Annotated in this window: 20 protein-coding genes; 11 read left to right on the top strand and 9 right to left on the bottom strand. The window is 67.4% G+C overall.

All coding sequences use genetic code 11. From position 1 onward, the window contains the following. Positions 1-24: 24 nt before the first annotated feature. Both efeB and P3L18_RS13075 read left to right on the top strand, forming a co-directional pair. On the top strand, positions 25-1,320 hold the full coding sequence (gene efeB, locus P3L18_RS13080) for an iron uptake transporter deferrochelatase/peroxidase subunit (RefSeq protein ID WP_276114287.1): 1,296 nt from the start codon (positions 25-27) through the stop codon (positions 1,318-1,320). Between the two features lie 104 nt (positions 1,321-1,424). Then, positions 1,425-2,849, top strand: a complete 1,425-nt coding sequence (locus P3L18_RS13075) for a serine hydrolase (protein WP_276114286.1) — start codon at positions 1,425-1,427, stop codon at positions 2,847-2,849. 18 nt (positions 2,850-2,867) lie between these two features. Here the strand turns inward: P3L18_RS13075 and cysC are convergent, their stop codons facing one another. From cysC to P3L18_RS13030, 9 genes are all read right to left on the bottom strand, one after another. Beyond that, entirely contained in the window at positions 2,868-4,757 is a 1,890-nt protein-coding gene (gene cysC, locus P3L18_RS13070; RefSeq protein ID WP_079931803.1) for an adenylyl-sulfate kinase, read from the bottom strand. Further along, on the bottom strand, positions 4,757-5,722 hold the full coding sequence (gene cysD / locus P3L18_RS13065; protein ID WP_276114285.1) for a sulfate adenylyltransferase subunit CysD: 966 nt from the start codon (positions 5,720-5,722) through the stop codon (positions 4,757-4,759). Before cysD ends, cysC begins: the two co-directional genes overlap by 1 nt. Further along, the gene (locus P3L18_RS13060) at positions 5,719-6,519 is read right to left on the bottom strand and encodes a Stf0 family sulfotransferase (protein WP_079931802.1); all 801 of its coding nucleotides are present in this window, start codon (positions 6,517-6,519) and stop codon (positions 5,719-5,721) included. The genes cysD and P3L18_RS13060 overlap by 4 nt, the downstream gene beginning before the upstream one ends. Positions 6,520-6,614: 95 nt before the next feature. After that, positions 6,615-8,126, bottom strand: a complete 1,512-nt coding sequence (locus P3L18_RS13055) for a sulfatase (RefSeq protein ID WP_276114284.1) — start codon at positions 8,124-8,126, stop codon at positions 6,615-6,617. Positions 8,127-8,168: 42 nt separating this feature from the next. After that, positions 8,169-9,242 (bottom strand): quercetin 2,3-dioxygenase, encoded by a 1,074-nt coding sequence (locus tag P3L18_RS13050; RefSeq protein ID WP_276114283.1) that lies wholly within the window; start codon positions 9,240-9,242, stop codon positions 8,169-8,171. Beyond that, entirely contained in the window at positions 9,239-10,240 is a 1,002-nt protein-coding gene (locus P3L18_RS13045) for an alpha/beta hydrolase (protein ID WP_276114281.1), read from the bottom strand. Before P3L18_RS13045 ends, P3L18_RS13050 begins: the two co-directional genes overlap by 4 nt. Positions 10,241-10,309: 69 nt before the next feature. After that, positions 10,310-11,197, bottom strand: a complete 888-nt coding sequence (locus P3L18_RS13040) for a LysR substrate-binding domain-containing protein (protein ID WP_276114280.1) — start codon at positions 11,195-11,197, stop codon at positions 10,310-10,312. A 25-nt stretch (positions 11,198-11,222) separates the two neighbouring features. Continuing rightward, entirely contained in the window at positions 11,223-12,467 is a 1,245-nt protein-coding gene (locus P3L18_RS13035) for an MFS transporter (RefSeq protein WP_006370920.1), read from the bottom strand. A gap of 8 nt (positions 12,468-12,475) precedes the next feature. Next, positions 12,476-13,114, bottom strand: coding sequence for a GntR family transcriptional regulator (locus tag P3L18_RS13030; RefSeq protein ID WP_276114279.1), 639 nt, complete (start codon positions 13,112-13,114; stop codon positions 12,476-12,478). A 120-nt stretch (positions 13,115-13,234) separates the two neighbouring features. On the opposite strand from P3L18_RS13030, the gene P3L18_RS13025 reads away from it, so the two are divergent. From P3L18_RS13025 to P3L18_RS12985, 9 genes are all read left to right on the top strand, one after another. Then, positions 13,235-14,065 carry an FCD domain-containing protein gene (locus tag P3L18_RS13025; RefSeq protein WP_276114278.1) on the top strand — a complete coding sequence of 277 codons (831 nt, stop codon included), beginning with the start codon at positions 13,235-13,237 and terminating at the stop codon, positions 14,063-14,065. Positions 14,066-14,290: 225 nt separating this feature from the next. Next, entirely contained in the window at positions 14,291-14,809 is a 519-nt protein-coding gene (locus P3L18_RS13020) for a flavin reductase family protein (protein WP_276114277.1), read from the top strand. A 67-nt stretch (positions 14,810-14,876) separates the two neighbouring features. After that, entirely contained in the window at positions 14,877-16,145 is a 1,269-nt protein-coding gene (locus tag P3L18_RS13015) for an acyl-CoA dehydrogenase family protein (RefSeq protein ID WP_276114276.1), read from the top strand. A 44-nt stretch (positions 16,146-16,189) separates the two neighbouring features. Continuing rightward, positions 16,190-17,059 carry a fumarylacetoacetate hydrolase family protein gene (locus P3L18_RS13010; protein ID WP_276114275.1) on the top strand — a complete coding sequence of 290 codons (870 nt, stop codon included), beginning with the start codon at positions 16,190-16,192 and terminating at the stop codon, positions 17,057-17,059. Between the two features lie 6 nt (positions 17,060-17,065). Next, a complete protein-coding gene (locus tag P3L18_RS13005) occupies positions 17,066-17,989 on the top strand; it encodes a VOC family protein (RefSeq protein ID WP_276114274.1) in 924 nt (307 codons plus the stop codon). Between the two features lie 58 nt (positions 17,990-18,047). Beyond that, on the top strand, positions 18,048-20,048 hold the full coding sequence (locus P3L18_RS13000) for an acetoacetate--CoA ligase (protein ID WP_276114273.1): 2,001 nt from the start codon (positions 18,048-18,050) through the stop codon (positions 20,046-20,048). Beyond that, positions 20,041-21,024 carry an amidohydrolase family protein gene (locus tag P3L18_RS12995; RefSeq protein ID WP_276114272.1) on the top strand — a complete coding sequence of 328 codons (984 nt, stop codon included), beginning with the start codon at positions 20,041-20,043 and terminating at the stop codon, positions 21,022-21,024. The genes P3L18_RS13000 and P3L18_RS12995 overlap by 8 nt, the downstream gene beginning before the upstream one ends. A 294-nt stretch (positions 21,025-21,318) precedes the next feature. Beyond that, positions 21,319-22,464 (top strand): TIGR03364 family FAD-dependent oxidoreductase, encoded by a 1,146-nt coding sequence (locus P3L18_RS12990; RefSeq protein WP_276114271.1) that lies wholly within the window; start codon positions 21,319-21,321, stop codon positions 22,462-22,464. A 35-nt stretch (positions 22,465-22,499) separates the two neighbouring features. Beyond that, positions 22,500-23,183: a phosphonatase-like hydrolase gene (locus P3L18_RS12985; protein WP_276114270.1), complete on the top strand. Its 684-nt coding sequence runs from the start codon at positions 22,500-22,502 to the stop codon at positions 23,181-23,183. Positions 23,184-23,254: the final 71 nt, after the last annotated feature.

Genomic DNA, 23,254 nt, shown 5'->3' with positions numbered 1-23,254 from the left:
CATCACAGGAGAATTCGACACCCCATGAGCACCACCGACACGCCAGAACCCACACCGCAGAAACGGGGCCGGGTGAACCGACGAGGGTTCCTCACCGGCGCCGGTATCGCCGGTGCCGGACTGGCTGTCGGTGGTGCCGCGGGCGCGGGGATCACCTACGCCGCCACCGGCGACGAGCGCAGCGATCCGGCCACCGAGACCGTCGAGTTCTACGGCGAGCACCAGGCCGGAATCACCACACGCCAACAGAATTCACTCGTGTTCGCCGCGTTCGATCTCAAACCGACGACGGTCGCACAGGTCGAGACGATGATGGCGCGGTGGGCTGCGGCGGCAAGCCTGCTCGCCCAGGGCAAACCGGTCGGTCCGGTCGAGTCGCGCCCGATGGCACCTCCTGCCGACACCGGAGAGGCGTTCGACCTGGGCCCCAACCGTCTCACCATCACCGTGGGATTCGGGCCGAGTTTCTTCGACGACCGGCTGGGCCTGGGCGCCAAGATGCCCGCGGCACTGAAACCTCTGGGCCAGTTGGCCGTCGACACCACCATCGACCCGTCCATCAGTGGCGGTGACATCTGCGTGCAGGCCTGCTCCGAGGACCCACAGGTGGCCTTCCACGCCGTGCGCAACCTCGCCCGCATCGGGCGCAGCGTGGTCACCCTGCGGTGGCTGCAGGAAGGGTTCGGCCGAGCTTCGGCGACCAGCACCGACCAGGTGACGCCACGAAATCTGTTGGGCTTCAAGGACGGAACGGCCAACATCAAGGCCGAGGAGCCGGCCGTCGCCGACAAATGGGTGTGGGTCGGCGACGAGACCGACCAGCCGTGGATGAAGGGCGGCAGTTACCTCGTCACCCGCAAGATCCGCATGCACATCGAGGCCTGGGATTCCGACGACATCTCCGATCAGGAACGGATCTTCGGGCGCACCAAGGATTCCGGCGCACCACTGTCCGGTGGCGGCGAGTTCACCGATTTGAACTTCACGGTCAAGGGAACCGACGGCCGCACCAAGATCGACCGCTTCTCTCACGTGCGCCTGGCCCACCCCGACAGCAACGGCGGTGCCCAGCTCCTGCGCCGCGGGTACAACTTCACCGACGGGATCGACACCCGCACCGGCACACTGTCGGCCGGTCTGTTCTTCATCGCCTACCAGAAGAACGCCCACGAGCAGTTCGCCCGCATCCAGAACAACCTGGCCCAGGACGCCCTCAACGAGTACATCTCCCCGATCTCCAGTTCGCTGTTCGCGATCCCGCCGGGACTCACCGAGATCGGTGACTGGTACGGCAAGAAGATGTTCGGCTACCAGGGCTGAGCCCGCGCCTTCTTCCCCTACCACCTCGGCTTGCCTGTTCGGCCACGGTCGGCGCATACCCTGTGCCAGACTGCGGTATCGGTGCAGTCGGGTTCAGGGGTGAGATGGTGTCCGAAACGCGGGTTTCGCGAAAGTTCTTCGTGAGTGTGCTCGTCGTCGTGCTCACGGTGGTGGCCTCGGTGACCGCAGCGGTGGGCATCGGTTCTCCGGCAGCGGCAGAACCACCACCATTGGCCTCGTGTGCGCAGCCCGCCGGAGCACAACCGACCGTGATGGCACCCGAGCGTCTCGGAGTGGACAAGGCCGGTCTCGACGACGCCATCGCCTTCGCCACGTCCCGGATGCGCACGCACATCCAGGTCTTCCGCAACGACTGTCTCATCGGTGCTGGACCGTTGAATGCGACCACCGGCGATGTGCCGTGGAATCTGTTCAGTTCCACCAAGAGTGTGATCTCGATGCTCGCCGGGATCGCCTACACACAGCACAGACTTGACCTGAATGCATCGATCGCGCGGTATCTCCCGCCGGGCGAGGCCGATGCCGCGCATGCACCGATCACCGTCGCCGATCTCCTCACCCAGACTTCCGGCCTGTCGCAGTCGATCCTCAGTGAGGCGGTCACCGCAGGCCTCGACGTGGATCCGAACATCGCGAAACAGGCTCTTGCGCTGCCGGTCACCCACCGCCCGGGGACCTTCTTCGAGTACACCCAGCACGGTCCGGATCTTCTCGCCTACGTCGTGCAACGAGCCGTCGGCGAAGACCTTCAGCAATTCGCTCAGCGAAATCTGTTCGATCCGTTGGGGATCAATGCCCACGACTATTACTGGGCACGTGACCGGTCCGGGAACACCTACGGTTACGCGTTTCTGTTCATGCCACCGGCCGACTATGCCAGGCTCGGACTGTTGATGGCCGGTGACGGGGTATGGCGATCCCGGCGCATCATCGATTCCGACTACATCACGCGGTTGCGGACGCCCTCGCCGACGAATCACTGTTACGGGTATCTGTTCTGGGTCAACAGTTCTCCGTGTACCGGGCCTTCCTTCCCGTCCCGTCAGACGGTCGATCAGGCCCCATTGGCCGGGTTGCCTTCCGATGCCTACGCGATGGTCGGGTTCCTGCAGCAGAACAATTTCATCGTCCCCAGTCTGGGACTGATGGTGAGCTGGAACGGCTTCCTCGGCGACGTATCCCCCGATCCGGCCACCGACCTCAGCGCCAGCCCGATCAGCGAGCTCTATCACACCTTCTTCCGGAAGCTGGTCGCCGCCTTCCGCTCTCCGCGCCTGCCCGACCCCGGTCCCTACCGACCCGCGATGAACCTGAATCTCGACCCGATGCAGTTCGCCGACCCCGACATCACCCTCGGCGCACTCGGTGTCGGCCCGGACGCCCCGCGCGACTGCACCGTACTGTCGTGCGGCAACACCCCGCTGCGTGCGCCGCTGTCGGGCAATCCGGGTTGCTTCGCAATCACCTGCCTGCCGCTCACCGCACAGGCACCGCACCGGGTGGGCTGAGCGCGATCTCGGTCGACGTCACTCGTCGATGATGCCGCGTTCGACCAGCAGTGCGAGCACCCGACCGGCGAGTTCCTCGATGTCGGCACCGGTGGTGTCGAAACGCAGGTCCGGCGATCGCGGCTTCTCATAGGGAGCGTCGATCCCGGTGAGACCCTTGAGTTCACCGCGCCGCGCCCGGGCGTAGAGACCCTTGGGGTCGCGTCGTTCGCACTCGGTGACCGGCGTCGACACGTGTACCTCGATGAAGTCGAGCTCGGCGGCGCGATGCAATTCGCGGGCGATCTCCCGATCGGAGTGCAGCGGCGAGACCATCGACGCGATCGCGATGACCCCGGCGTCGGCGAACAGACGCGCGAGATGCCCGACACGCCTGATGTTCTCGGCACGGTCGCCGGGTGAGAAACCGAGGTCGTCGGAGATGCCGTGCCGGATGTTGTCGCCGTCGACGAGATAGGCCACCCGCGCCCGGTTCACCAGTTCGCGTTCGAGCGCCACCGCCACCGTCGACTTGCCCGACGCGGGTAATCCGGTCAGCCACACCGTCGCCCCACGTTGTCCGGTCTTGGCCCACCGTTCGGATCGCTGCAGCGAACTCGGATGCCACTTGATGTCATTGCGCGTCGCCTTGCCCGGAATGACCTCCCGTGCCTCGAGGATCGTGCCGGCCGCCACGGTGTCGTTGGAGGCCTCGTCGATGAGGATGAACGCGCCGGTGTCGCGGTTCTGGGCGTAGGTGTCGGCCACGACGACCGATGAGGTCCGTAGCGTCACGGTACCGATGTCGTTGAGCCCCAACTCCGTTGGTCCGACGACCTCGAGCAGCGACTCGGGGTCGAGGCGTCGTTCCAGTGACTGCACGGTGGCGCGCACCGTGGTGGCTCCCTGTTTGAGAGCGACGCGATCCCCGGCGTGCAGTGGCGCCGACGACAGCCAGCACAGTGTCGCCGACAGTTCCCGGGCCGAGACCGGTAGGTGCGCGTCGGGCGCGCCGCTGATGATGACATCGCCACGGCCGACATCGATCTCGTCGGCCAGCTGCACCGACACCGACAGGCCCGCGACCGCGACGGGCCGCTGGGGGTCGAGGGTGTCCACCGACGTCACGGTGCTGACCGACCCGGACGGCAGCACGGTGATGGGATCACCGGGCGCAAGGGTGCCCGCAGCCACGCGGCCGGTGTAGGTGCGCTTTCCGTCGGGCCCGGGGCGCGACACCCACTGCACCGGCAACCGGAGTTCCCGCGGCTGCGGCGACGGTGCCGCCAGCTCCACCGCCTCGAGATACTCCAGCAGCGTGGGTCCGGCGTACCACGGCGTGTTGGCCGACCGGTGCACGACATTGTCGCCGAGGGTGGCGGCCACCGGGATCGCCGTGATCTCGCCGATCCCCAATTGCACTGCGAGTTCGGTCAATTCGTCCTGCAGCTCGCCGAAGCGATGCTGTGAGTACTCGACCAGGTCGATCTTGTTCACCGCGGCGATCACATGCGGTACCCCGACCAGGGTCGCAATCCGGGCGTGGCGGCGGGTCTGGCGTTGGACGCCGTGACGAGCGTCGACGAGCAGCACGGCCACATGGGCATTGGACGCCCCGGTGAAGGTGTTGCGGGTGTAGCGCTCGTGGCCGGGGGTGTCGGCGAGAACGTAACTGCGTGTGTCGCTGGCGAAGAACCGGTAGGCGACGTCGATGGTGATGCCCTGTTCCCGTTCGGCGCGCAGACCGTCGGACAATGCGGCCAGGTCGACGTCGCCGTCGGAGGAGGTGACCCCCGCCAGATGATCGGTGGGCAGGCTGCCGGTGTCGTGCAGCAACCGTCCGATCAATGTGGACTTGCCGTCGTCGACGCTGCCCGCGGTCGCCAGCCGCAGGATCTGGCGGCGCGCAGCGGAGATCGCGGTGCTCATCAGAAGTATCCCTCTCGCTTGCGGTCCTCCATCGCCGCCGACGACGTCCGGTCGTCGGCACGGGTCTCACCCCGCTCGGAGACGGTCGCCTCGCTGATCTCGGCGATGATCTCGGGAATGGTGGTGGCCCTCGACCGCACCGCACCGGTGATGGTGAGGTCACCGACGGTGCGGTACCGGACCCATTCGGTACGCACGTCGTCGGCGGCGGTCGGCTGTGAAAACGGCGACACCGCAAGCAGAATGCCGTCCCGGTCGAAGACCTCGCGTTGCGACGCGTAGTAGATCGACGGCAGGTCGAGACCCTCGAGTTCGATGTAGCGCCAGATGTCGGTCTCGGTCCAGTTCGACAACGGGAACACCCGCACCGACTCGCCACGCCGGATGCGGCCGTTGTACAGCGACCAGGGCTCGGGACGCTGGGCCCGCGGATCCCATTGTCCGAACTCGTCGCGGAAGCTGAACACCCGCTCCTTGGCGCGGGCACGGTCCTCATCGCGGCGGGCACCGCCGAACGCGGCGTCGAATCCCCCTTCTTCCAAGGCGTCCAACAAGACCCGGGTCTGCAGCCGGTTGCGTGATCCCGACGGGTCGGTCGATTCGGCGATGCGCCCGGCGGCGATCGCGTCGGGTACCGACGCCACGATGAGTTTGATGCCTGCGGGGTTGTCGGCGCTCGCGGCCACGCGCCGATCCCGGAACTCGATGACCTCGTCGAAGTTGTGGCCGGTGTCGACGTGCAGGATCGGGAACGGCAAAGGGTGCGGCCGAAAAGCCTTCTCGGCCAGCCGAAGGAGTACGATCGAATCCTTGCCGCCGGAGAACAGCAGTACCGGCCGCTCGAGTTCGGCGACCACCTCGCGGATGATGTGCACCGCCTCGGACTCCAGGATGCGCAGTGCGGCAACATGATCGAATTCGGCGGTGGCCACGTTCTCGGGGGTAGCGTTATCGGGAGAAGTCATAGCGGATATCCGTTCCTTTCCGCATCACGGCGGTAGCGCTGCGCCCATTCCTTGGACCTCGCGTTGGACTGCGGTGCGATCGGAGGGGGCGGAGCCAGATCGGGATCGAGACCCAGCGCAGCGAGCACGGCGGCGGTCGTGCCCTGGGGATCCTTGACCAGCTCGCCGAATTCGATGTCGATCGGCGTGATGCCCTCGTCGGCGAACCAGCGGCGCCACTGCCGCTCCTGATCGGCGAGGATCGTCGCGAGATGCGCGATCCCCTCGGCGTTGTACTGTGCGCGTTCATCACGCGCGGGGTCGAAGTGCGGACCGTGCCCGTCGCGCCAGACGCGCGTCTGTACCGCCCGCCACATCGACACCGCTTGCGGCACAACGTCATCGCGGAACACGTGGACGAACAGCGGATCGGCCCCGAGGAGTTCGCGCAGAGCGGTCCGCAACGATCCCGAGCCGACCCGGGTCCGCGCGATGAGCAGCGGTGTCTGATTCCACATCAGTTTGCCGCCCCAGACCCCGTTGGCGCTGCGACCGGCGGCCAGGACATCGGCCTGCCACCGGGTGAAGTCGCGGGTGTCCACGGCACCGACGTCGATCTCGTCGAGCAGGTCGAGTATCGCCGAATCCCGCACTCCGGCAAACCATTCACGGGGCTGCGGCGATTCCGAGGACGAGGCGAAGTACTGGAAGAACTCCTCGGGCGTTCCGGCCACCCCGGTGGCCGCGAGTGACTCGACGAGCAAGGTACTACCGCTACGCTGGCTCGCACACACCAGGTAGCTCTGCGGGTGGGGCATCGGCTCAGTCTAACCACGCCGAAACCGAGCGCAACCTGGGCTTTTAGCCTCAATACGCGGGTAATTGTTGACTTTTCGCGATCGGGGTGAAGCGCTCAGCGGGGTGTGCGATCGGCGGTGGACGCGCGCACCGCATCGCCCTCACCGGAGGTGATGTCGCCGTCGAGCTCACGGCGCGCACCGAGCGGACGCCGCGAGGGCAAGGCCTCTTCCTCCGGTGCGGTGTCGAGGGCTTTCGCGTGGAAGGCCGCCATGAATCGCTCGGCGATGGCGGTGCCCTCGGGTTCGGTGGGGAGCTCGTCACCGGTACTCGTGCGCCACCGGGCAAGACGGTCGGCGAGATCGGCGCGGATCTGCGCGTAGGCGGGATCCTCGGCGACGTTGTTGCGCTCATCCGGATCGGAATCGAGGTCGTAGAGCTCGACACGGGGCCGGTCGCGTTCGGTCACCGCCGGATCGATCGAGCGCGCCGAGGCGCTGTCGGCGATGTCGAGGGGCAACAGCAGCTCGGGTCGGTGCGCGTAGTTCTCGATGTAGCTGTGGTGTTTGGTCCGCACGGCGCGGATCGGATCGAACGCGTCGTGATAGGTCTTTTCGGTGTAGACCTCGTCGCGGCAGACCTCGTCGCGGACCGACCGACCCGCTCGGACGAGTTGCGCGGCGTGCGAGTCACCGTCGACATCGGCGGGCACGCCGAGTCCGAGCAGATCGAGGATCGTCGGGGTGAGGTCGACCCCGGAGAACAGGCCGTCGTAGACCTGCGGTGACATCACACGCGCCGCCGGCGGCCGGATGATCAGCGCGATCCCGGTGCCCTGGGCGTAGAGCGTCGACTTCGCGCGGGGAAACGCCAGGCCGTGGTCTGTGACGAAGACGATCCACGTGTTCTCGGTGAGCCCGAGATCGGCGACCGTCTCGAGCAACCGGCCGACCGCGGCGTCGGCCTTGGTGATGCTGCCGTGCAGTCCTGCCAGGTCCTCACGCACATCGGTGGTGTCGGGAAGGAATCCGGGGACGTCGATGCCGGAGGTGTCGGCGGGCGGATACTCGTCCTCGGGGTAGGGGCGATGGGTCTCGAAGAACCCCGCGGTCAGCAGGAACGGCTGCTGCGGTGCGGTACGGACGTGGTGGCCCAACCACCACTGCGACTCGGCGACGACGTAATCGCAACGCGAGTCGGACACGTCGACCGAGTCGAAGCCGATGCTCGTCGGGTCGGTGCTCTCGTGTTGCATGCCGAACAGGACCGTCCGGTAGCCCGCCTCACCCAGGATCTGCGGCAGCGTGCGCACCCCCTCGCGGTAGGCGAACCCGTGATGGGCCAACCCGACGAGCCCGTTGCGGTGCGGATATTGCCCGGTGAACAGCGATCCGCGTGCCGGTGAGCACAGCGGCGCGGTCGCGTGCGCATCGGCGAAGCGAATACCCGAGGCCGCCAGCCGATCCAGATGCGGGCTCTCGACGCCGTCGGCGCCGTAACAGCTCAGGTGACGGCCGAGATCGTGCCAATGCACCAGGATCACGTTCTCGCGGGCCGGTTCTCCTACTGTCCGATCCGGCGCGCTCCGATCCGGTTCCGCGCTGTCGTGCACATCGTCAATGGGCATCGTCCCATGATGCACGCAGCGCTGTTCTGCTGTCGCAAACGGTCAGAGGTCGAGTCCATGTGTCCGCGTCGGCGGCGGACCGACGAACTCGAGGTCGAGGTCGGCCATGGCCGCGCCGAGCTTGCCCATCATGTGCTCCGGGTTGATCAGACCCTCGGTGTGGACGAGGTCGTCGGTGGCCTCGCCGGTGACGTCGAAGAAGTTCTCGAACACATCAGAGGTCAGGATGCCCAGCATCCGGGTGGTGTGCGCGTCCAAGGCGAAGCTGTGGATGGTGCCGGCCGGTGCGTGCAGGTAATCCCCGGCGGTGAGCAGGGTCTCGACGCCGTTGACGTACAGCCATACCCGGCCGGAGAGGACGATGAAGTTCTCCGTGTGGTGGCGATGGAAGTGCTGCGGGATGTACGGCGACCGGCCGCCGAGGGTGAGCACCGAGAAGTACCGGCCTCCGGTGTTGGCACCGCGCGCCTGATAGGAGTTGAGGGAGTCCGGCCAGGCACGCCGATCCCCGGTGAGTGCCCGTAGGAAATATCCCTGCGGCCCCGACGGCAGCGCATCGTCCCACTCGTCGGATGCCGCCGCGAGCGCCTCGTCGTGGGCACGCGCACCGATCGACGAGAAGAGTTCTGTCAGTGGGGTTTTCACACCTGCGTGCGCATCGGCGGAGTAGATGTGGGAGTCCACCCCCGCGCCACTGCCGGCGAGTGCGTCCAACGCACCACCCGGAGCGGAAAAGAACAGGATGCGCGAGCAGTGACCGAGCATGCGGTAGGCGACCGGTGTTCCCGGCGGCACGTGGATGGAGTCACCGGGCGCGAGAACACGGCTGCGCCCCGGGAGCCAGAACTGCACCGAGCCCTCGAAGACGTGATACGAGCGTTGATGGTTCGGCAGGACGTGGAATGCGGCGCCCGCGCCTCGCGGGCCGAGAATGAATGCGGCGTCGAACAATCCGCCGGTATCGGCCGTTCGCGCGATGACCGTCCAGAGCTGGTTGTCGATCTCGTAGCGCAGCCCCTCCCCACTCGCGAGGCGATACGGGACGGCTTCACCGGGGAGGGCATCGATGATCGGGGCACGATCATGCATGGCTTCCGGGTCGATGGTGGTGGTCATGACTTCTCTCCTGAGGTGTGGGCGGGTCGGGACAGGGCCGACGACGGCGAGACCGACGCGTCGGGGTGCAGATGGCGGACGAAGAATCCCGCGATGTCATCGAAGCCGAAGTCGGTGCGGCACTGCGACTCCCGGCCGTTGCGGGCGGAATACAGCAGAGCGGGAGCGGCACCCTCCGCGGCGAGCCGGCCCTCGTCCATCGCCGGCGGACCCGGCACGTCGGATCGTCGGGGCGGGTTCAGGAAGCCGTGCCGGTAGCCGTCGACGAGGTAGAGGTCGGCCTCCACCCCGGCGTCGGCGAGCGCGCGGAACAACAGGCGGCTGTGGTCGTCGCCGACGAGGACATCGGCGGTACCGTGCGAGATCTGGAAGGGTGGGGCGTCGCGGCGGACGTGATACAGCGGACTCGCCGCGCGGGCGGCCTCGGGGAGGTCGGCGGGGTCGCCACCGAGGAGCCGTCCTTCGGGAGTCAGAGCCGGTGTGGAGCCGCCGGGCAGCGGCTGTCCGGGTGCCACGTCACCGGCGACCAGAGTTGCCGGACCATAGGATTCGGCAACGGCGGACACCCGGGCATCGACGTCGGCGTCCTCGCCGGGCAGTCGCGCGCGATGCGCGTGGAGTCCCACGAGCGCGGCGAGGTGACCGCCGGCCGAGGCACCCCACACCCCGATGCGTTCGGGGTCGATGCCGTATTCGTCTGCGCGAGTGCGCAGATGGTCGATCGCAGCACGGACGTCGTGGAGTTGCGCCGGGAATCGGGCGTCACCACTGAGTCGATAGTCGATGCTTGCCATCACGAATCCGGCTGCGGCGAAATGACGGCGCAGATCCGGGCAGAGCGTGCGGTCGCCGGTGAACCATCCGCCACCGTGCACGAAGACGATGGCCGGATGGGGTCCGGGGGCCGAGGGGCCGACGAGATCGAGGAGCAGGTCACCGGAGGGCCGGGATCGGTAGACGACGTCGCGCTGCACGGCGTCGGACGGGGAGGAACTCACCGTGCCAGTGTCACCGCGGGGATGTGATCTGGTCCACATGGAATCGCCTCACGATCATGAGGTCCGGCCTCATGATCGAGTGTCGGCGGCGATCTGCTCGGCGATGGCGGCGAAAGCATCGACGAGGGCGCTCTGCTTGGCACGCAGGTGACACAGGTAAGTCGTGACCGGCGCCAGGTCGATGATCGGGACGTACCGCAGACCCGGTCGCGCATGGGTCACCGTGGCCGACGACCCGCAGATGTTGACTCCCACCCCGGCGCTGCACAGCTGCAGGACCTCGTCGAAATGCGTTGCCAGCGGCAGTATCTCGAGATGTCGACCGCTCGGACGCGGATCGACGAACCAACTCTGCGGTTCGCCGCCACCACGCATCCCGATGAAGGTCTCGTCGTCGGTCTCGGCCAGCGTCACCGCATCCCGCCCGGCGAGACGATGCCCCTCGTTGACGACGAGCACCCGATCCTCGGACCACAGGGGTCGCACCACGACCCCTGCCGGCTCGACCGGCGGCTGATCGGCGATCATCAACGAGACGTCGACCTCTCCCGAACGCAGCGCGGTGAGTGCATCGGTGAGTGGCAGGCCGTGGATCTGCCAGGTCGTGTCCGGGTGGCGCTCGACGGCCGTCGCGAGCAGCCGGTTGCTCATCTCGCTCGACGCCGCGATCCCGATGCGCAGCACCGACGCGGTGCCCGAACTGTCGGCCCAGGCGATCACGGTGTCCATCGCGGCGACGGCGTCACGGGCGAGCCGGACGAGGGCGGCGCCGTCGGCGGTGAGCTCAACCTGCCGCGAGGTGCGGCGGAACAGTGTGACGCCGGTCCGGCGTTCGAGTTGCTGGATCTGCTGGCTCAGCGAAGGTGCCGAGATGTGCAGGCGCTGCGCGGCGCGCGTGAAGTGCAGTTCCTCGGCCACCGCAAGGAAGTAACGCAGGTGCACGATGGTGAGATCCACTTCCCGATGTCCTCCTCGCCGCGGCTCACCCCAGTGTGGCAGGCAGATGCTTGCGTGATCCGCCGATCACCACCAACAGCGACACGAGGAGCAGCGCGGCGAGGATGAGCAGCAACTCGACGGTGGTGAACGGCGGCGTCAGCGCGGCCAACAGGGTCGGGACCGCGAAACCGGTGTAGGCGACCGCATAGAAGACACCGGTGAGTTTGGCGAGTTCGTGTGCGGGCGCGATCCGTTGGACCTCCAACAACCCCGACACCAGGCCGATGCCGAAGCCGCAGCCGAGCACCACACTCGCGGCCACCCCGATGAGCAGATCATCGGTGGTCACCGCGACCAGCATGACCGCCATCCCGACGACGAGGATCACCAGTGCGACGATGAGGCCGCGGGCACTCGACTGCGAGTCGATGCGGCGCGCCAGCGGTTGGATGGCAGCACCGGCACCGAGTGCGATGACGCTGAGCAGCGTGGCGTACGCCAGCCCGAGGCCACCCGCGGCGTCGGCCAGCAGCACCGGCTGGTAGCCGTAGGAGAGCCCGCAGGCGACGAAAAGCCAGGGGCCACAGATCATCACGACACGCACGAAGCGCCGGTGACGCGCCGAGGTGACCCGCAGCCGGGCAGAGATCGGTGCCGGCGCCTGGGGTCGCACCGTCTCCGGTGCGCGGCCGATCAGCACCAGAAACGGCGCCGACACCGCGATGTGCAGGATGAACGGCAGGATCTGCGGAATCGGCCCCCATTGGGCGATACACCCGGCGATCAACGCACCCGAGGCCGAGCCCAGGGTGAACGCCAGTGACGCCCGACGAGCGCCGGCGCCGCGGTCGGCGGCCGGATCGAACGGCGCCGTCGACAATTCCTTGAGCCAACTCGTGCCCACCGACATCGCGGTCCCGACCGACATGCCGGCCAACAGCCGACCCGCGATGATCGGGAACTGGCCGAGTTCGTCGAACGCCAGCAGCACGCTGCCCGCCACACCGAAGGCGACGCCCGCGATCATCGGCAACCGGCGGCCCAGGTGATCCGACACCGCTCCGGCGATGATCAGTGCGGGAGCCAGTCCCGCGACGTAGACCCCAAGAAACAGGGTCACCGTCGCCGACGAGTAGTGCTCGACATCGCGATACATCAGCAGCAGCGGGCTGAACTGGTTGCCCGACCAGGCGCAGACGAACAGCGCGCCGAACACCAGGACCCATGGCCGACGATCCGGACCGCGCTGGTCACGCGGCGACACGGTGGCGCCGGCGCGGATGGGCATCGACGAACTCATATCGCGCCCTGATAGCGCGCGAGATGCGCTTCGAGGAGGCGCTCGTACTCCTCCCGCTCTCCGGCGAACAGGCAGGCCGCCAGCCGTTGGTGATCGTCGTGCGAGGCCGGGAGGGTGGCCGGATCGATCCGCAGCAGCACATTGCGCAGACGCTGTTGCCGCCCGCGCAGGAGCTCGTAGAAGTGCGCGGCGATCGGGTTGTTCGACGCGCGTACCGCCAGGAGATGGAACTCGTCGTCGGCCTCGACGAAGCCGTCGACGTCGGCGTCCGCGGCGAGACCGGCCTGCCGGGCGAGGTTGCGCTCGATCAGCTCACGAAACTCCGCAGACGGACCGCCCGCTGCGAAAACCTGGCGCGCAGAAGCACTTTCGATGGCCTGGCGCATGGCGAGCACGTCGGCGGCCTCGGTCGCGGTGACCGGACTGACCACCGCTCCGCGGCGCGCGATGAGCGTGAGGAACTGCTCGGCGGCCAGCCGCAGGAACGCCTCGTGCACCGGCGTTCTACTCAGGCCGAGGTCGGCACCGACCTCGACCTCGCTGAGCAGTGTGCCACCGGCGAGCGCTCCGGAGATGATGCGCTCGCGGGTTGCGGCATACGCCTCGTCGGCGGCGTTGGACAACTGTGCGGGCATGCGGCGACCCTACATCTTGCATGCAAGCATGCATACAAGATGTGATCCGGGTGGGCGGCCCCGACGACCTAAACTGGACACACTCTCTGCTCGACCTGCACACAGAACGGATTGCCGACCATGGCCGATGACACCACCACCGGTGGCTCCGTCGTCGAGCCGCCGGACATCCCGGCCTACTCCCACGAGGTGTGGCACGCCCCCTCGACGCCGGTCGATCTGCCCGGCAGTGCCCCCGGGAATCTGTCCCGCGCCGAGGCCGCCGCCAACCGGATCGCCCTGATCGCCGCCGGAGCCGGGGCCGGGGAGCGCATCGGGAGCAAGGACGACATCCGCAAGCTGTGCTCGGTATCGGTGGGCACCGTCAACGAGGCCATCAAACTCGCTCTCGCCCGCGGGGTCATCTCGTCACGACCGGGGCCGGGCGGCGGCATCTTCGCCAAGAATCCGCCGCCATTGTCGCGGATGAACGGCTGGTTCCGAGCGGCGACCGAGGATCGTTCGGCGCTACTCGAGTCGATTCAGATCCGTGACGCACTGGCACCCCTGCTCGTCGACGAGGTGCTCTCCACGATCACCGACGCCGATCAGCGCGAATTCGCGTCGCTGGCAGAGGTGGTGCGGAAGTCGTTGCGGGGCACCGACGTCATCGAATTCGTCTGGGCCGTCTGGAATGTCCACGAGTACTTCGCCAACATCGGCGGCAACCAACTTCTCAACAGCCTGTACCTCTCGATCATGGAGGTCGGAACCTCCCATCTGCGCGCCCGGCTCAGCGCCGACGCAGGCGCGACCGACGCTCCCCCGCTGCATCTGGCCGGCTTGGCGGCAGTGTGCCTCGATCTCGTCGACGCCCTTGCCGTCGGCGACGCATCGGGTGCGATCGACGCGTTGCGACGCACCGATCCGACGATGATCCTGCGGCCGCCGGCCGACGATCCGACTGCCTGAGTCCCGCTCCTCGACCGACATCTCCGGCGTCAACCAACGCCGACGGCTTCGCCCCAGCGCCGCGCCACTACCTGGATGAATGTCGTATTCCGTAAATAATCATGATTTTTTCTGTCGGACCCTTGACAGGTCGGTCACAGCTGAAGCACTCTGTGATCCACACAATTGATCATGTTTATTTCGACCCGAGAGCAAGAGCCCGGTGTCGGGACGGAGGAGCCCGCGATGCTCGTTCAACATTTCCGAGATCTCATGGCCGGCGTGTGCGCGCCGGTCACGGTCGTGACCACCGCCGACGCCGACGGGCCACAGGGCGCCACGGTCAGCTCACTGGCTTCGCTGTCGCTGCGGCCGGCGTTGCTCTCGATCGCCCTCGACCGCCACTCGCGGCTGCTCTCCGGCATCCAGGCCACCGGCCGGTTCGGCGTCAACGTCCTCGGCGCCGGACAGGACGACACGGCGATCGCCTTCGCCAGCCGCACTGTGGACCGCTTCGGCACCACCGAATGGTCGATGAGCGACGGCCTGCCACGCCTCGACGAGATCGCCGGGTGGGCTGCCTGTGATCTCTGGCGCACCGTCGAAGCCGGTGACCACCTGCTGCTCATCGGCGCCGTACGCCATGCCGCCTCCACCCACCGAGCCCCACTCGTCTACGGCCACCGCACCTTTGGCACACACTCCCGATTCGCCGAACGGTCGCGCCCGGCCATCGTCGACCTGATCACCGCCTGTGCGAGCTGACCATCCGCGCCACCCCAGTCACCCGACCTCATCGACACCGCCCCGTACCCACACCACAGGAGAAACCATGACCACCACCACTGCCCCGTCCGCCGCCCAGGAACTGGCCACCACCGAGACTCCCAGCACCGAGAGCCCCAGCACCGAAAGCCCTGCTGCCGAGATTCCCTCTGCCACTGAACTCGTCGCCCGCGCCCGGGAGTTGCGCCCACTGCTGTCGGCCAACGCCGCCCAGGGCGAGAAGGACCGCCGTGTCGTCGAGGAGAGCATCACCGCACTCACCGACGCCGGGCTGTTCAGGATCTCGGTACCCCGGCGCTACGGTGGCTATGAGACCTCCATGCGCACCATGCTCGACGTCTCCGCCGCGGTCGGCGAGGCCGACGGCGGTACCGCGTGGGTGCTGACCCTGACCAACGTGTGCAACTGGCTGATCGGCCTGATGTCCGAGCAGGCGCAGGAGGATGTCTTCGGCGCCGACCCCGACGCCAAGGTGTCCGGTGTGCTGGCCCCGACCGCGGAGACCCGCAAGGTCGAGGGCGGCTATCGCGTCAGCGGCAAGTGGTACTACAACTCCGGGTCCTATCACTGCACCTGGGCGGTGATGGGTATCCCGATCACCGATGCCGACGGCAACGTCGTCGACCAGGGCTGTGCCCTGATCCCCCGCTCCGACATGGGATTCGAGGACACCTGGTTCGTCGCCGGGATGCGGTCCTCCGGCAGCAACTGCCTGATCGCCGATGACGTGTTCGTCCCCGACCATCGGGTGCTGTCGGTTCCGCCGGCGATCGGCGGTCAGTACGCGACGCCGTTCACCGACGAGGTCCTCTACCGCAGTGCGCTGATCCCGGTGCTGGCCCTTGTCCTGGTCGGCCCGCAGCTCGGAATGGGGCGCGCAGCACTCGATTTCGTCATCGAGAAGGCCCCGAAGAAGCCCATCTCCTACACCTTCTTCACCTCCCAGAAGGAGTCCACCGCCTTCCAGTTGCAGATCGCCGAGGCCGCCCGGCTCATCGACACCGCGCACCTGCACGCCTATCGGGCCGCCGCCGACATCGACGAGGCCGCCGCGCGCGGCGACTACCCCGATTACCTCACCCGGGCCCGGGTCCGCTCGGACACCGGCTATGTCGCCGAATGCATCACCCGTGCCATCGACATCCTGCTCTCGGCACACGGGGCCGGGTCATTCGCCGAGATGAGCCCGCTGCAACGGATCTGGCGGGACTCGGCCACCGCCGCACGCCACGCCATCGTCTCACCCGCGGTCAGCTACGAGATCTACGGCAAGGCCCTGCTCGGTGTCGACGAGCCGATCACCCCGATGGTCTGAGCGCCCCACACTCGACACACCGCCACACCCCAGAAGGACACAACATGCGTATCGCCAATCTCGACGGCCGGGCCGTCCTCGTCACCGGTGAGGCCGGGGCCGAGACGGGCACCGACATCGCCGCGGCCTCCGATGGCCGATTCGGTCCCGACCTCGATTCCGTGTACCGCGAGTGGGATTCGTTCACCTCGTGGGCAACGGGCGTCGACGTTTCCGCCGACCGTTCCCCGATCGACCGGACCCGACTCGGCGCGCCCTCGCCGACACCCCGGCAGGTGTTTGCGATCGGACTCAACTACGACGAGCACGCCGCCGAATCGGGATTCGACTCACCGGAGAATCTGCCGCCGGTGTTCACCAAGTACGTGTCGAGTTTCTCCGGGCCCGATTCCAGCGTCGTACTGCCCCAGGGTGGCGCGGTGGATTGGGAGGTCGAACTCGTCGTCGTCATCGGTCGTGAGGCCGAAGCGGTCGCCGAGGACGTCGCGTGGAACCACGTCGCGGGCCTCACCGTCGGCCAGGACATCAGCGAGCGGATCACCCAGACACGCGGCCCGGCACCACAGTTCGGTCTGGGGAAGTCGTTCGCAGGGTTCTCCCCGCAGGGACCGTGGCTGGTCACCCCGGACGAACTCGCCGACCGCGACGACCTCGAACTCGGTTGCGGCATCGACGGCGAAGAAATGCAGAAGGGCCGCACCAGCGATCTCATCTTCGGAGTGGCCGCACTGATCGCCGGCCTGTCGCAGACGGTCACCCTCTACCCCGGCGACGTCATCTTCACCGGCACCCCCGCCGGAATCGGCGCAGGCCGCGACCCCAAGCGGTTCCTCGAGCCCGGGGAGCACCTCGACAGCTGGATCACCGGTATCGGTGAACTGCACCAGACCTTCGTCTCGGCCACCGGAAAGTAGACGACCATGCCTTTGCATCGCCTCGCATCCATCACCATCGGCGTACCAAATGTCACCGAAACCGCCTCCTATTACACCGAATTCGGTCTCACCCCCGAGACCGACGGCTGGTTTTCCACCACCGACGGCGGCAACCAGCTGCGCATCGTCTCGACCCCGACCCGACGCCTGGTGTCATTGGTGGTCGGAGCCGACCATCCCGACGACATCGATCGCATCGCGCACAACCTCGGCGGCCTCGGAATCGCCTTCGAGCGCACCGCGACATCAATCGCGGCGATCGAGGAGGCCACCGGGCTGCATGCCACCGTTGAAGTCTCGCAGCGGATCTCGGCACCGCGGGTGGAACCGACCCGGTACAACGGGCCCGGACGCATCGAACGCGACGGACTGCGCGCACCCGGTGTCCTGCGCGACGGGCCAGTCCGACCGCACAAACTCGGCCACGCCGTCATCGGTAGCACCGATCATGCAGTGACACAACAATTCTTCACTCACGGGCTGGGATTCAAGATCAGCGACGAGGTACCCGGTCTCGCAGCCTTCATGCGATGCTCCACCGATCACCACAACATCCTCGTCCAACAGGCGCCGATCAACTTCTTGCATCACACGTCCTGGCAGGTCGACGATGTCGACGAGGTGGGCCGCGGCGCGATGCGCATGCTCGAGGCCGATCCGGACCGTCACGTGTGGGGCCTCGGCCGCCATTACGCGGGCTCGAACTTCTTCTGGTACCTCAAGGACCCGGCGGGGAACTTCAGCGAGTACTACTCGGACATGGATTCGATCATCGACGATCAGCTGTGGACCCCGGAGACCGTCGAGGGAGCAAAGGGGCTGTTCAGTTGGGGACCGCCTCCACCGCCGTCGTTCCTCATGCCCGAAGATCTCGCAGGTCTGATGACCGGAGCACACAGCGCCGGGTGAGGCCACCGGCCCACGCCACCGATCACGCATCCCTCCGACAGCCAGGAGCACCACCCCGATGGCCCTCGAGTCCACCGCCACCGATACCCCGATCTGGGAACCCGATCCCGCGCGGGCCGCCGCCTCGCAGCTCGCGGGGTTCACGGCATTCGTCGAAGAGCGCACGGGGCAACGATTCCCGGCATATCGCGACCTGTGGCGCCATTCCGTGGACGATCCCGCGGGTTTCTGGTGGGCCGTCACGAGGTACTTCGACGTCATCGCCGACGATCTGCCCGATGACGACTCGCCGGCTTCGGTACTGCCCGACGCGACGATGCCGGGCGCACGCTGGTTCCCCGGGACCCACCTCAACTACGCCGAGCACGCCCTCCGCCGGAGCGGGCCACAGCCGGCGATCATCAGCGTCGACGAGGCGGGCACCGAGTCGTCGGTGAGCTGGGACGAACTGCGCGGCATGGTCGGTGCCGTGCAGGCGTGGCTGCGCGGGCTGGGCGTTCGGCGCGGTGACCGCGTGGTCGGATATCTGCCGAACTCGGTGCACGCGATCGTCGGCATGCTCGCGACGACCGCGATGGGCGCGGTGTGGTCGGCGTGTGGTCAGGACTACGGTGCCGCCGGCGCGCACGCACGTCTCGGCCAGCTCGAACCGGTGGCACTGATCGCCGCCGACGGCTATCGGTGGAACGGCACCGCCCATGACCGTCGCGCCGTGGTCGCGACGCTGCGTGCGTCGACACCCTCGGTGCGCGCGGTGCTGCAGATCCCAATACTCGGCACCTGGGACGGCGCCGATCCCGCAGCCGGGGAACATGATTGGGAATCAATCATCGCCACACCACAATCGCCGGAGTTCACCAGGGTGGAATTCAGTGATCCCCTGTGGGTGTTGTACTCCTCGGGCACCACGGGCGTGCCCAAGGGAATCGTGCACGGCCACGGCGGCGTGATCCTCGATCACCTGAAACTACTGGGCCTGCACAACGATCTGCGGGTCGGTGAACGGTTCTTCTGGTACACCACCACCAATTGGATGATGTGGAACATGGTGGCCTCGGGGCTGCTGGTCGGGGCGACCATCGTGACCTACGACGGCAGCCCCGGATTTCCAGGTCCGGATCGGTTGTGGGACATCACCGCCCGCCACCGGGTCACCGTTCTCGGGGTCAGCCCCGGCCATCTCGCGGCGTCGGCGAAGGCCGGTCTGCATCCGGGCAGCGAACACGACTTGTCGGCACTGCGGGCGATCGGCTGCACCGGGGCACCGCTGCCCGCGCACAGTGTCGAGTGGGTGCGCGAGGAGGTCGGTGCCTCCGTGGCGGTGAACTCCACCAGTGGCGGCACCGACGTGGTGAGCGGATTCGCCGGTGGCGCACCGACGGTGTGCGTGTATGCCGGTGAGATCTCCGCGCCGCTACTCGGGGTGGATCTGCAGGCGTGGGATGCCGACGGGAACGCCGTTGTCGGCGAGGTCGGCGAACTGGTGATCGCCACACCCATGCCGTCGATGCCGATTCGATTCTGGAACGATCCGGACGGAACCCGCTATCGCGACGCCTATTTCGACGTGTATCCGGGGGTGTGGCGACACGGCGACTGGGTCACCATCACCGAGCGCGGAGGTGCGATCATCTCCGGACGCTCCGACGCCACGCTCAACCGGCAGGGTGTCCGCCTGGGCAGTGCCGACATCTACGACGTCGTCGACGCCCTCCCCGAGATCCGCGAATCCCTGGTCGTCGGCGCCGAACTCGACGACGGCTACTGGATGCCGTTGTTCGTGGTGCCGGCCGACGGGGTGACACTCGACGACGATCTGCGCGCGCGGATCGCCGAGGCCATCCGCACCCAGGCTTCACCGCGCCACGTCCCCGACGACATCATCGCCGTCGCCGCCATCCCCCACACCCGGACCGGTAAGAAGCTGGAGGTTCCCGTCAAACGCCTGATCCAGGGTCGGCCACTCGCGCAGGTCATCGGCACCGACACCGTCGACAACCCCGATGCGCTCGCCGCCTTCGCCCGTTTCGCGCACCACACCGAAGTTCTCGATGCCTGAGCGCTCCGTGTCCGGGGTCCCGGCACCCGGGATCATCGATGTTCACGCGCACGCACTGCCCGACTGGTATGTCCAGACCGCCATCGCCGCGGGACACCGTGTCCCCGACGCGATGCCGGATTGGCCGGGCTGGTCACCGCGTGCGCATCTGGACATGATGGAGTCGGTCGGCATCGGCCGGTCGGTGCTGTCGATCTCGTCACCCGGTGTGCATTTCGGCGACGACGCGCAGGCCCGTGACCTGGCCCGGCAGGTCAACGACTTCCTGGCGTCGCTGCATACCGAACACCCCGACCGATTCGACTTCTTCGCGTCCTTACCGTTGCCCGATGTGGGTACGGCGATCGCCGAGAGCCGCCGCACCGCCGACCTCGACGGCTGTGCGGGCGTGTGCATCGAAACCAATGCGCACGGAACCTATCTGGGTGATCCGGGCCTGTCACCGCTGTGGGACGAGCTCAACCGTCGCCGGAGTGTGGTGTTCATTCACCCCACCTCGCCTGCGGGTTTCGATCCGACGCAGATGGGGATGCCCGCGCCGCTACTGGAGTTCCTGTTCGATTCGACCCGTACCGTCGTCGCGCTGGCCGGCGCCGGAATCCTGCGCAGCCATCCCGGCATCCGGTTCATCGTCCCGCATTGCGGCGCCGTGCTCCCGGCGGTGATCAGCCGGGTCGAGTTGTTCCGGGAAGCCGGTCTGATGGACTGTGTCGGCGATGACCTCGGGGCCGACGGTGATCTCGGGTGGGAGCAACTGTGGTTCGATCTGGCCGGTGCGCCGATTCCCGATCAGCTCGCGGCTTTCGCGCGCCGGTTCGACGCCCGGCATCTGTTGTACGGCAGTGACTTCTGCTTCACCCCCGCATCCGCGGTCGGTTTGCTCGCCGGACTCCTGGACGACCAGTGGCCCGTTGCCGATCTCGGTCCATGGCGAAACCTGGTCGCCTACAACGCCGCCGCCCTGCTCGACATCTGACGGGCGGGAATCCGTTGAGCCGCCATAGCGCGATCCCTCGTCCGCGGCTTCGTCGACGCCTCCCACCCTGAACACCGACCGCCCACCCGTCCGGAGCCGGTGAACGGCTCCACACCGATCTCGGCGCCCTGCTGGGCGCAGGCCAACCCTCCTGACGCGCGCGTTGTCCGACGAGGGATGTTCCCGCTCTCGTAACCCCGTGCTCACCTGCTGTCGCCTCGCCGTAACGTTAGTTGTATACCTTTCTTCTCAGTAAGTATTGACATCGCAGGGCACCAGCGGGAAGCTATGACCATGATCACACCACGTACCTCCTACGACGTCGTCGTCGTCGGGGCCGGCATCGTCGGCCTCGCCCACGCTTATCACGCACTACGACGCGGGCTCTCGGTCGCCGTCGTCGAGCACAACGATCGGGTCGCAGGCGCGTCGGTCCGCAACTTCGGGCACGCCTGCATGACCGCCCAGTCCGGGCAAGCCCTGGACTATGCGCGTGCCGGACGCCGTCATTGGCTCGATCTCGCCGAGAAGGCGGGATTCTGGGCGGCGCCGACCGGTACCACGGTCCTGGCCCGGCACGCCGACGAACTGGCCGTGATGAGCGAGTTCTCCCAGGCTCACGGATCGGCGGCGGCGGTACTCCTCGACCGCGACACCGTCCTCGAGCGGGTTCCGGCCGCCGCCGACGGCGTGGTCGGCGGCATGTACCTACCGGCCGACCTCCAGGTCGACCCACGCGCCGCCGCCCCACGGATCGCCGCGTGGCTCGAGACGCAGGGCGTCACCTTCTTCTGGCGCACCGCAGCAACGTCTTTCGACACCGGAGTGGTCCGTACTTCACGGGGTGAGCTGCGTGCCGGCACCACCTTCATCACGGTGAATCACGACATCGATCGGCTCTTCCCCGAGGTCGCCGAGGACATCGGCCTGCAGCGGTGCCGCCTGCACATGATCAAAGCCGCTGTACCGACCCGTTTCCCGCTGACCACACCCCTGTTCACCGGGTGGTCACTGTTGCGCTACAGCGCCTTCGAGACGATGCCGTCGGTGCACCGGGTCGCCCAACGGCTGCACACCGCCCACCCCGGATACACCGCACTCGATCTTCACCAGATGTACACACCACAACCTGACGGCACCCTGTTGATCGGCGACACCCACCTCCGCGAGGTCACCGAATCGCCGTTCCAGGGCGAGGACGGATTCGCCTGCCTCCTCGAGGTCACCCGAGAGTTGTTCGGGGTCAACAGCATCGACGTCATCGAGCGCTGGCAGGGTGTGTATGCGACGGCACCCGGCCGTGAATTCCTGCTGCGCGAGCCACTTCCCGGCACCCACATCGTCACCGTCACCACCGGCATCGGCATGACCACCGGCATGGGTCTCGCCGAGTCCAGCGTCACCGCCGCATTCGATCCGTCCACCAGTTTCGCCCTCTGATGTCCACCACCGACCACCACAGGAGTACACCCCACATGTCCACTCTCCCCACCGAACTCATCGTCTTCGACATGGCGGGCACAACCGTCTCCGACGAGGGACTCGTGATCGCGAGCTTCCGCGCCGCCGACGAGCACGCCGGGCTGTCACGCACCGACGCGGACCGCGCGGCGATGCTCGACTACGTCTCCGAGACCATGGGGCAGTCGAAGATCACCGTGTTCCGCCACCTCGCCAAGGGCAACGAGGAACAGGCGCAGTCGGCGAACAAGGAGTTCGAACGGACCTATGCCCACCTCGTCGGCGAGGGCCGGTGCTCCCCGATGCCCGGCGCCGAGGAACTGTTCTCCCACTGCCGGGAGATCGGCGTGAAGATCGCCCTCACCACCGGTTTCGCACAGCAGACCCAGGAAGCCATCCTCGAGGCGCTCGGCTGGAGCGACATCGCCGACGTCGTCCTCTGCCCCGGCGAGGAACTCCGCGGCCGCCCCCACCCCGACATGCCGCTGGCCGCCCTGATCACGACCCGCACCAGCGCTGTCGAGGCCATGATGGTGGTCGGCGACACCGCGTCCGACGTCACCACGGGATTGCGCGCGGGCGCCGGACTCGTCGTCGGAGTGCTCTCCGGGGCCCACGACGCCGAGGCGCTGCGCGCCGCGGGCGCGCACGAAGTCGTCGACAGCGTTGCCGATCTGAGGGGGCTCATCCGCCGGTAACACCTCGACGCTTCGCGGAAGCACGCAGACCCTCCCGACGACCTGTCGTCGTTCTTCCCCAACCAGTTCCG

The sequence above is a fragment of the Gordonia sp. N1V genome, assembly GCF_029269935.1.
Classification (GTDB): Bacteria; Actinomycetota; Actinomycetes; order Mycobacteriales; family Mycobacteriaceae; genus Gordonia; species Gordonia polyisoprenivorans.
Note: the sequence above shows the minus strand (reverse complement) of the source record. Positions and strands in the feature narration are given on the sequence as shown.

Excerpts from the sequence above, each read along its gene's own strand:
- cysC (WP_079931803.1), bottom strand. The coding sequence starts at position 4,757 with ATGAGCACCGCGATCTCCGCTGCGCGCCGCCAGATCCTGCGGCTGGCG.
- P3L18_RS12995 (WP_276114272.1), top strand. The coding sequence starts at position 20,041 with ATGCCTGAGCGCTCCGTGTCCGGGGTCCCGGCACCCGGGATCATCGAT.
- P3L18_RS13075 (WP_276114286.1), top strand. The coding sequence starts at position 1,425 with ATGGTGTCCGAAACGCGGGTTTCGCGAAAGTTCTTCGTGAGTGTGCTC.
- P3L18_RS13055 (WP_276114284.1), bottom strand. The coding sequence starts at position 8,126 with ATGCCCATTGACGATGTGCACGACAGCGCGGAACCGGATCGGAGCGCG.
- P3L18_RS13020 (WP_276114277.1), top strand. The coding sequence starts at position 14,291 with ATGCTCGTTCAACATTTCCGAGATCTCATGGCCGGCGTGTGCGCGCCG.
- P3L18_RS13050 (WP_276114283.1), bottom strand. The coding sequence starts at position 9,242 with ATGACCACCACCATCGACCCGGAAGCCATGCATGATCGTGCCCCGATC.
- P3L18_RS13005 (WP_276114274.1), top strand. The coding sequence starts at position 17,066 with ATGCCTTTGCATCGCCTCGCATCCATCACCATCGGCGTACCAAATGTC.
- efeB (WP_276114287.1), top strand. The coding sequence starts at position 25 with ATGAGCACCACCGACACGCCAGAACCCACACCGCAGAAACGGGGCCGG.
- P3L18_RS13030 (WP_276114279.1), bottom strand. The coding sequence starts at position 13,114 with ATGCCCGCACAGTTGTCCAACGCCGCCGACGAGGCGTATGCCGCAACC.
- P3L18_RS13060 (WP_079931802.1), bottom strand. The coding sequence starts at position 6,519 with ATGCCCCACCCGCAGAGCTACCTGGTGTGTGCGAGCCAGCGTAGCGGT.
- cysD (WP_276114285.1), bottom strand. The coding sequence starts at position 5,722 with ATGACTTCTCCCGATAACGCTACCCCCGAGAACGTGGCCACCGCCGAA.
- P3L18_RS13010 (WP_276114275.1), top strand. The coding sequence starts at position 16,190 with ATGCGTATCGCCAATCTCGACGGCCGGGCCGTCCTCGTCACCGGTGAG.
- P3L18_RS13000 (WP_276114273.1), top strand. The coding sequence starts at position 18,048 with ATGGCCCTCGAGTCCACCGCCACCGATACCCCGATCTGGGAACCCGAT.
- P3L18_RS13035 (WP_006370920.1), bottom strand. The coding sequence starts at position 12,467 with ATGCCCATCCGCGCCGGCGCCACCGTGTCGCCGCGTGACCAGCGCGGT.
- P3L18_RS12985 (WP_276114270.1), top strand. The coding sequence starts at position 22,500 with ATGTCCACTCTCCCCACCGAACTCATCGTCTTCGACATGGCGGGCACA.
- P3L18_RS12990 (WP_276114271.1), top strand. The coding sequence starts at position 21,319 with ATGATCACACCACGTACCTCCTACGACGTCGTCGTCGTCGGGGCCGGC.
- P3L18_RS13025 (WP_276114278.1), top strand. The coding sequence starts at position 13,235 with ATGGCCGATGACACCACCACCGGTGGCTCCGTCGTCGAGCCGCCGGAC.
- P3L18_RS13015 (WP_276114276.1), top strand. The coding sequence starts at position 14,877 with ATGACCACCACCACTGCCCCGTCCGCCGCCCAGGAACTGGCCACCACC.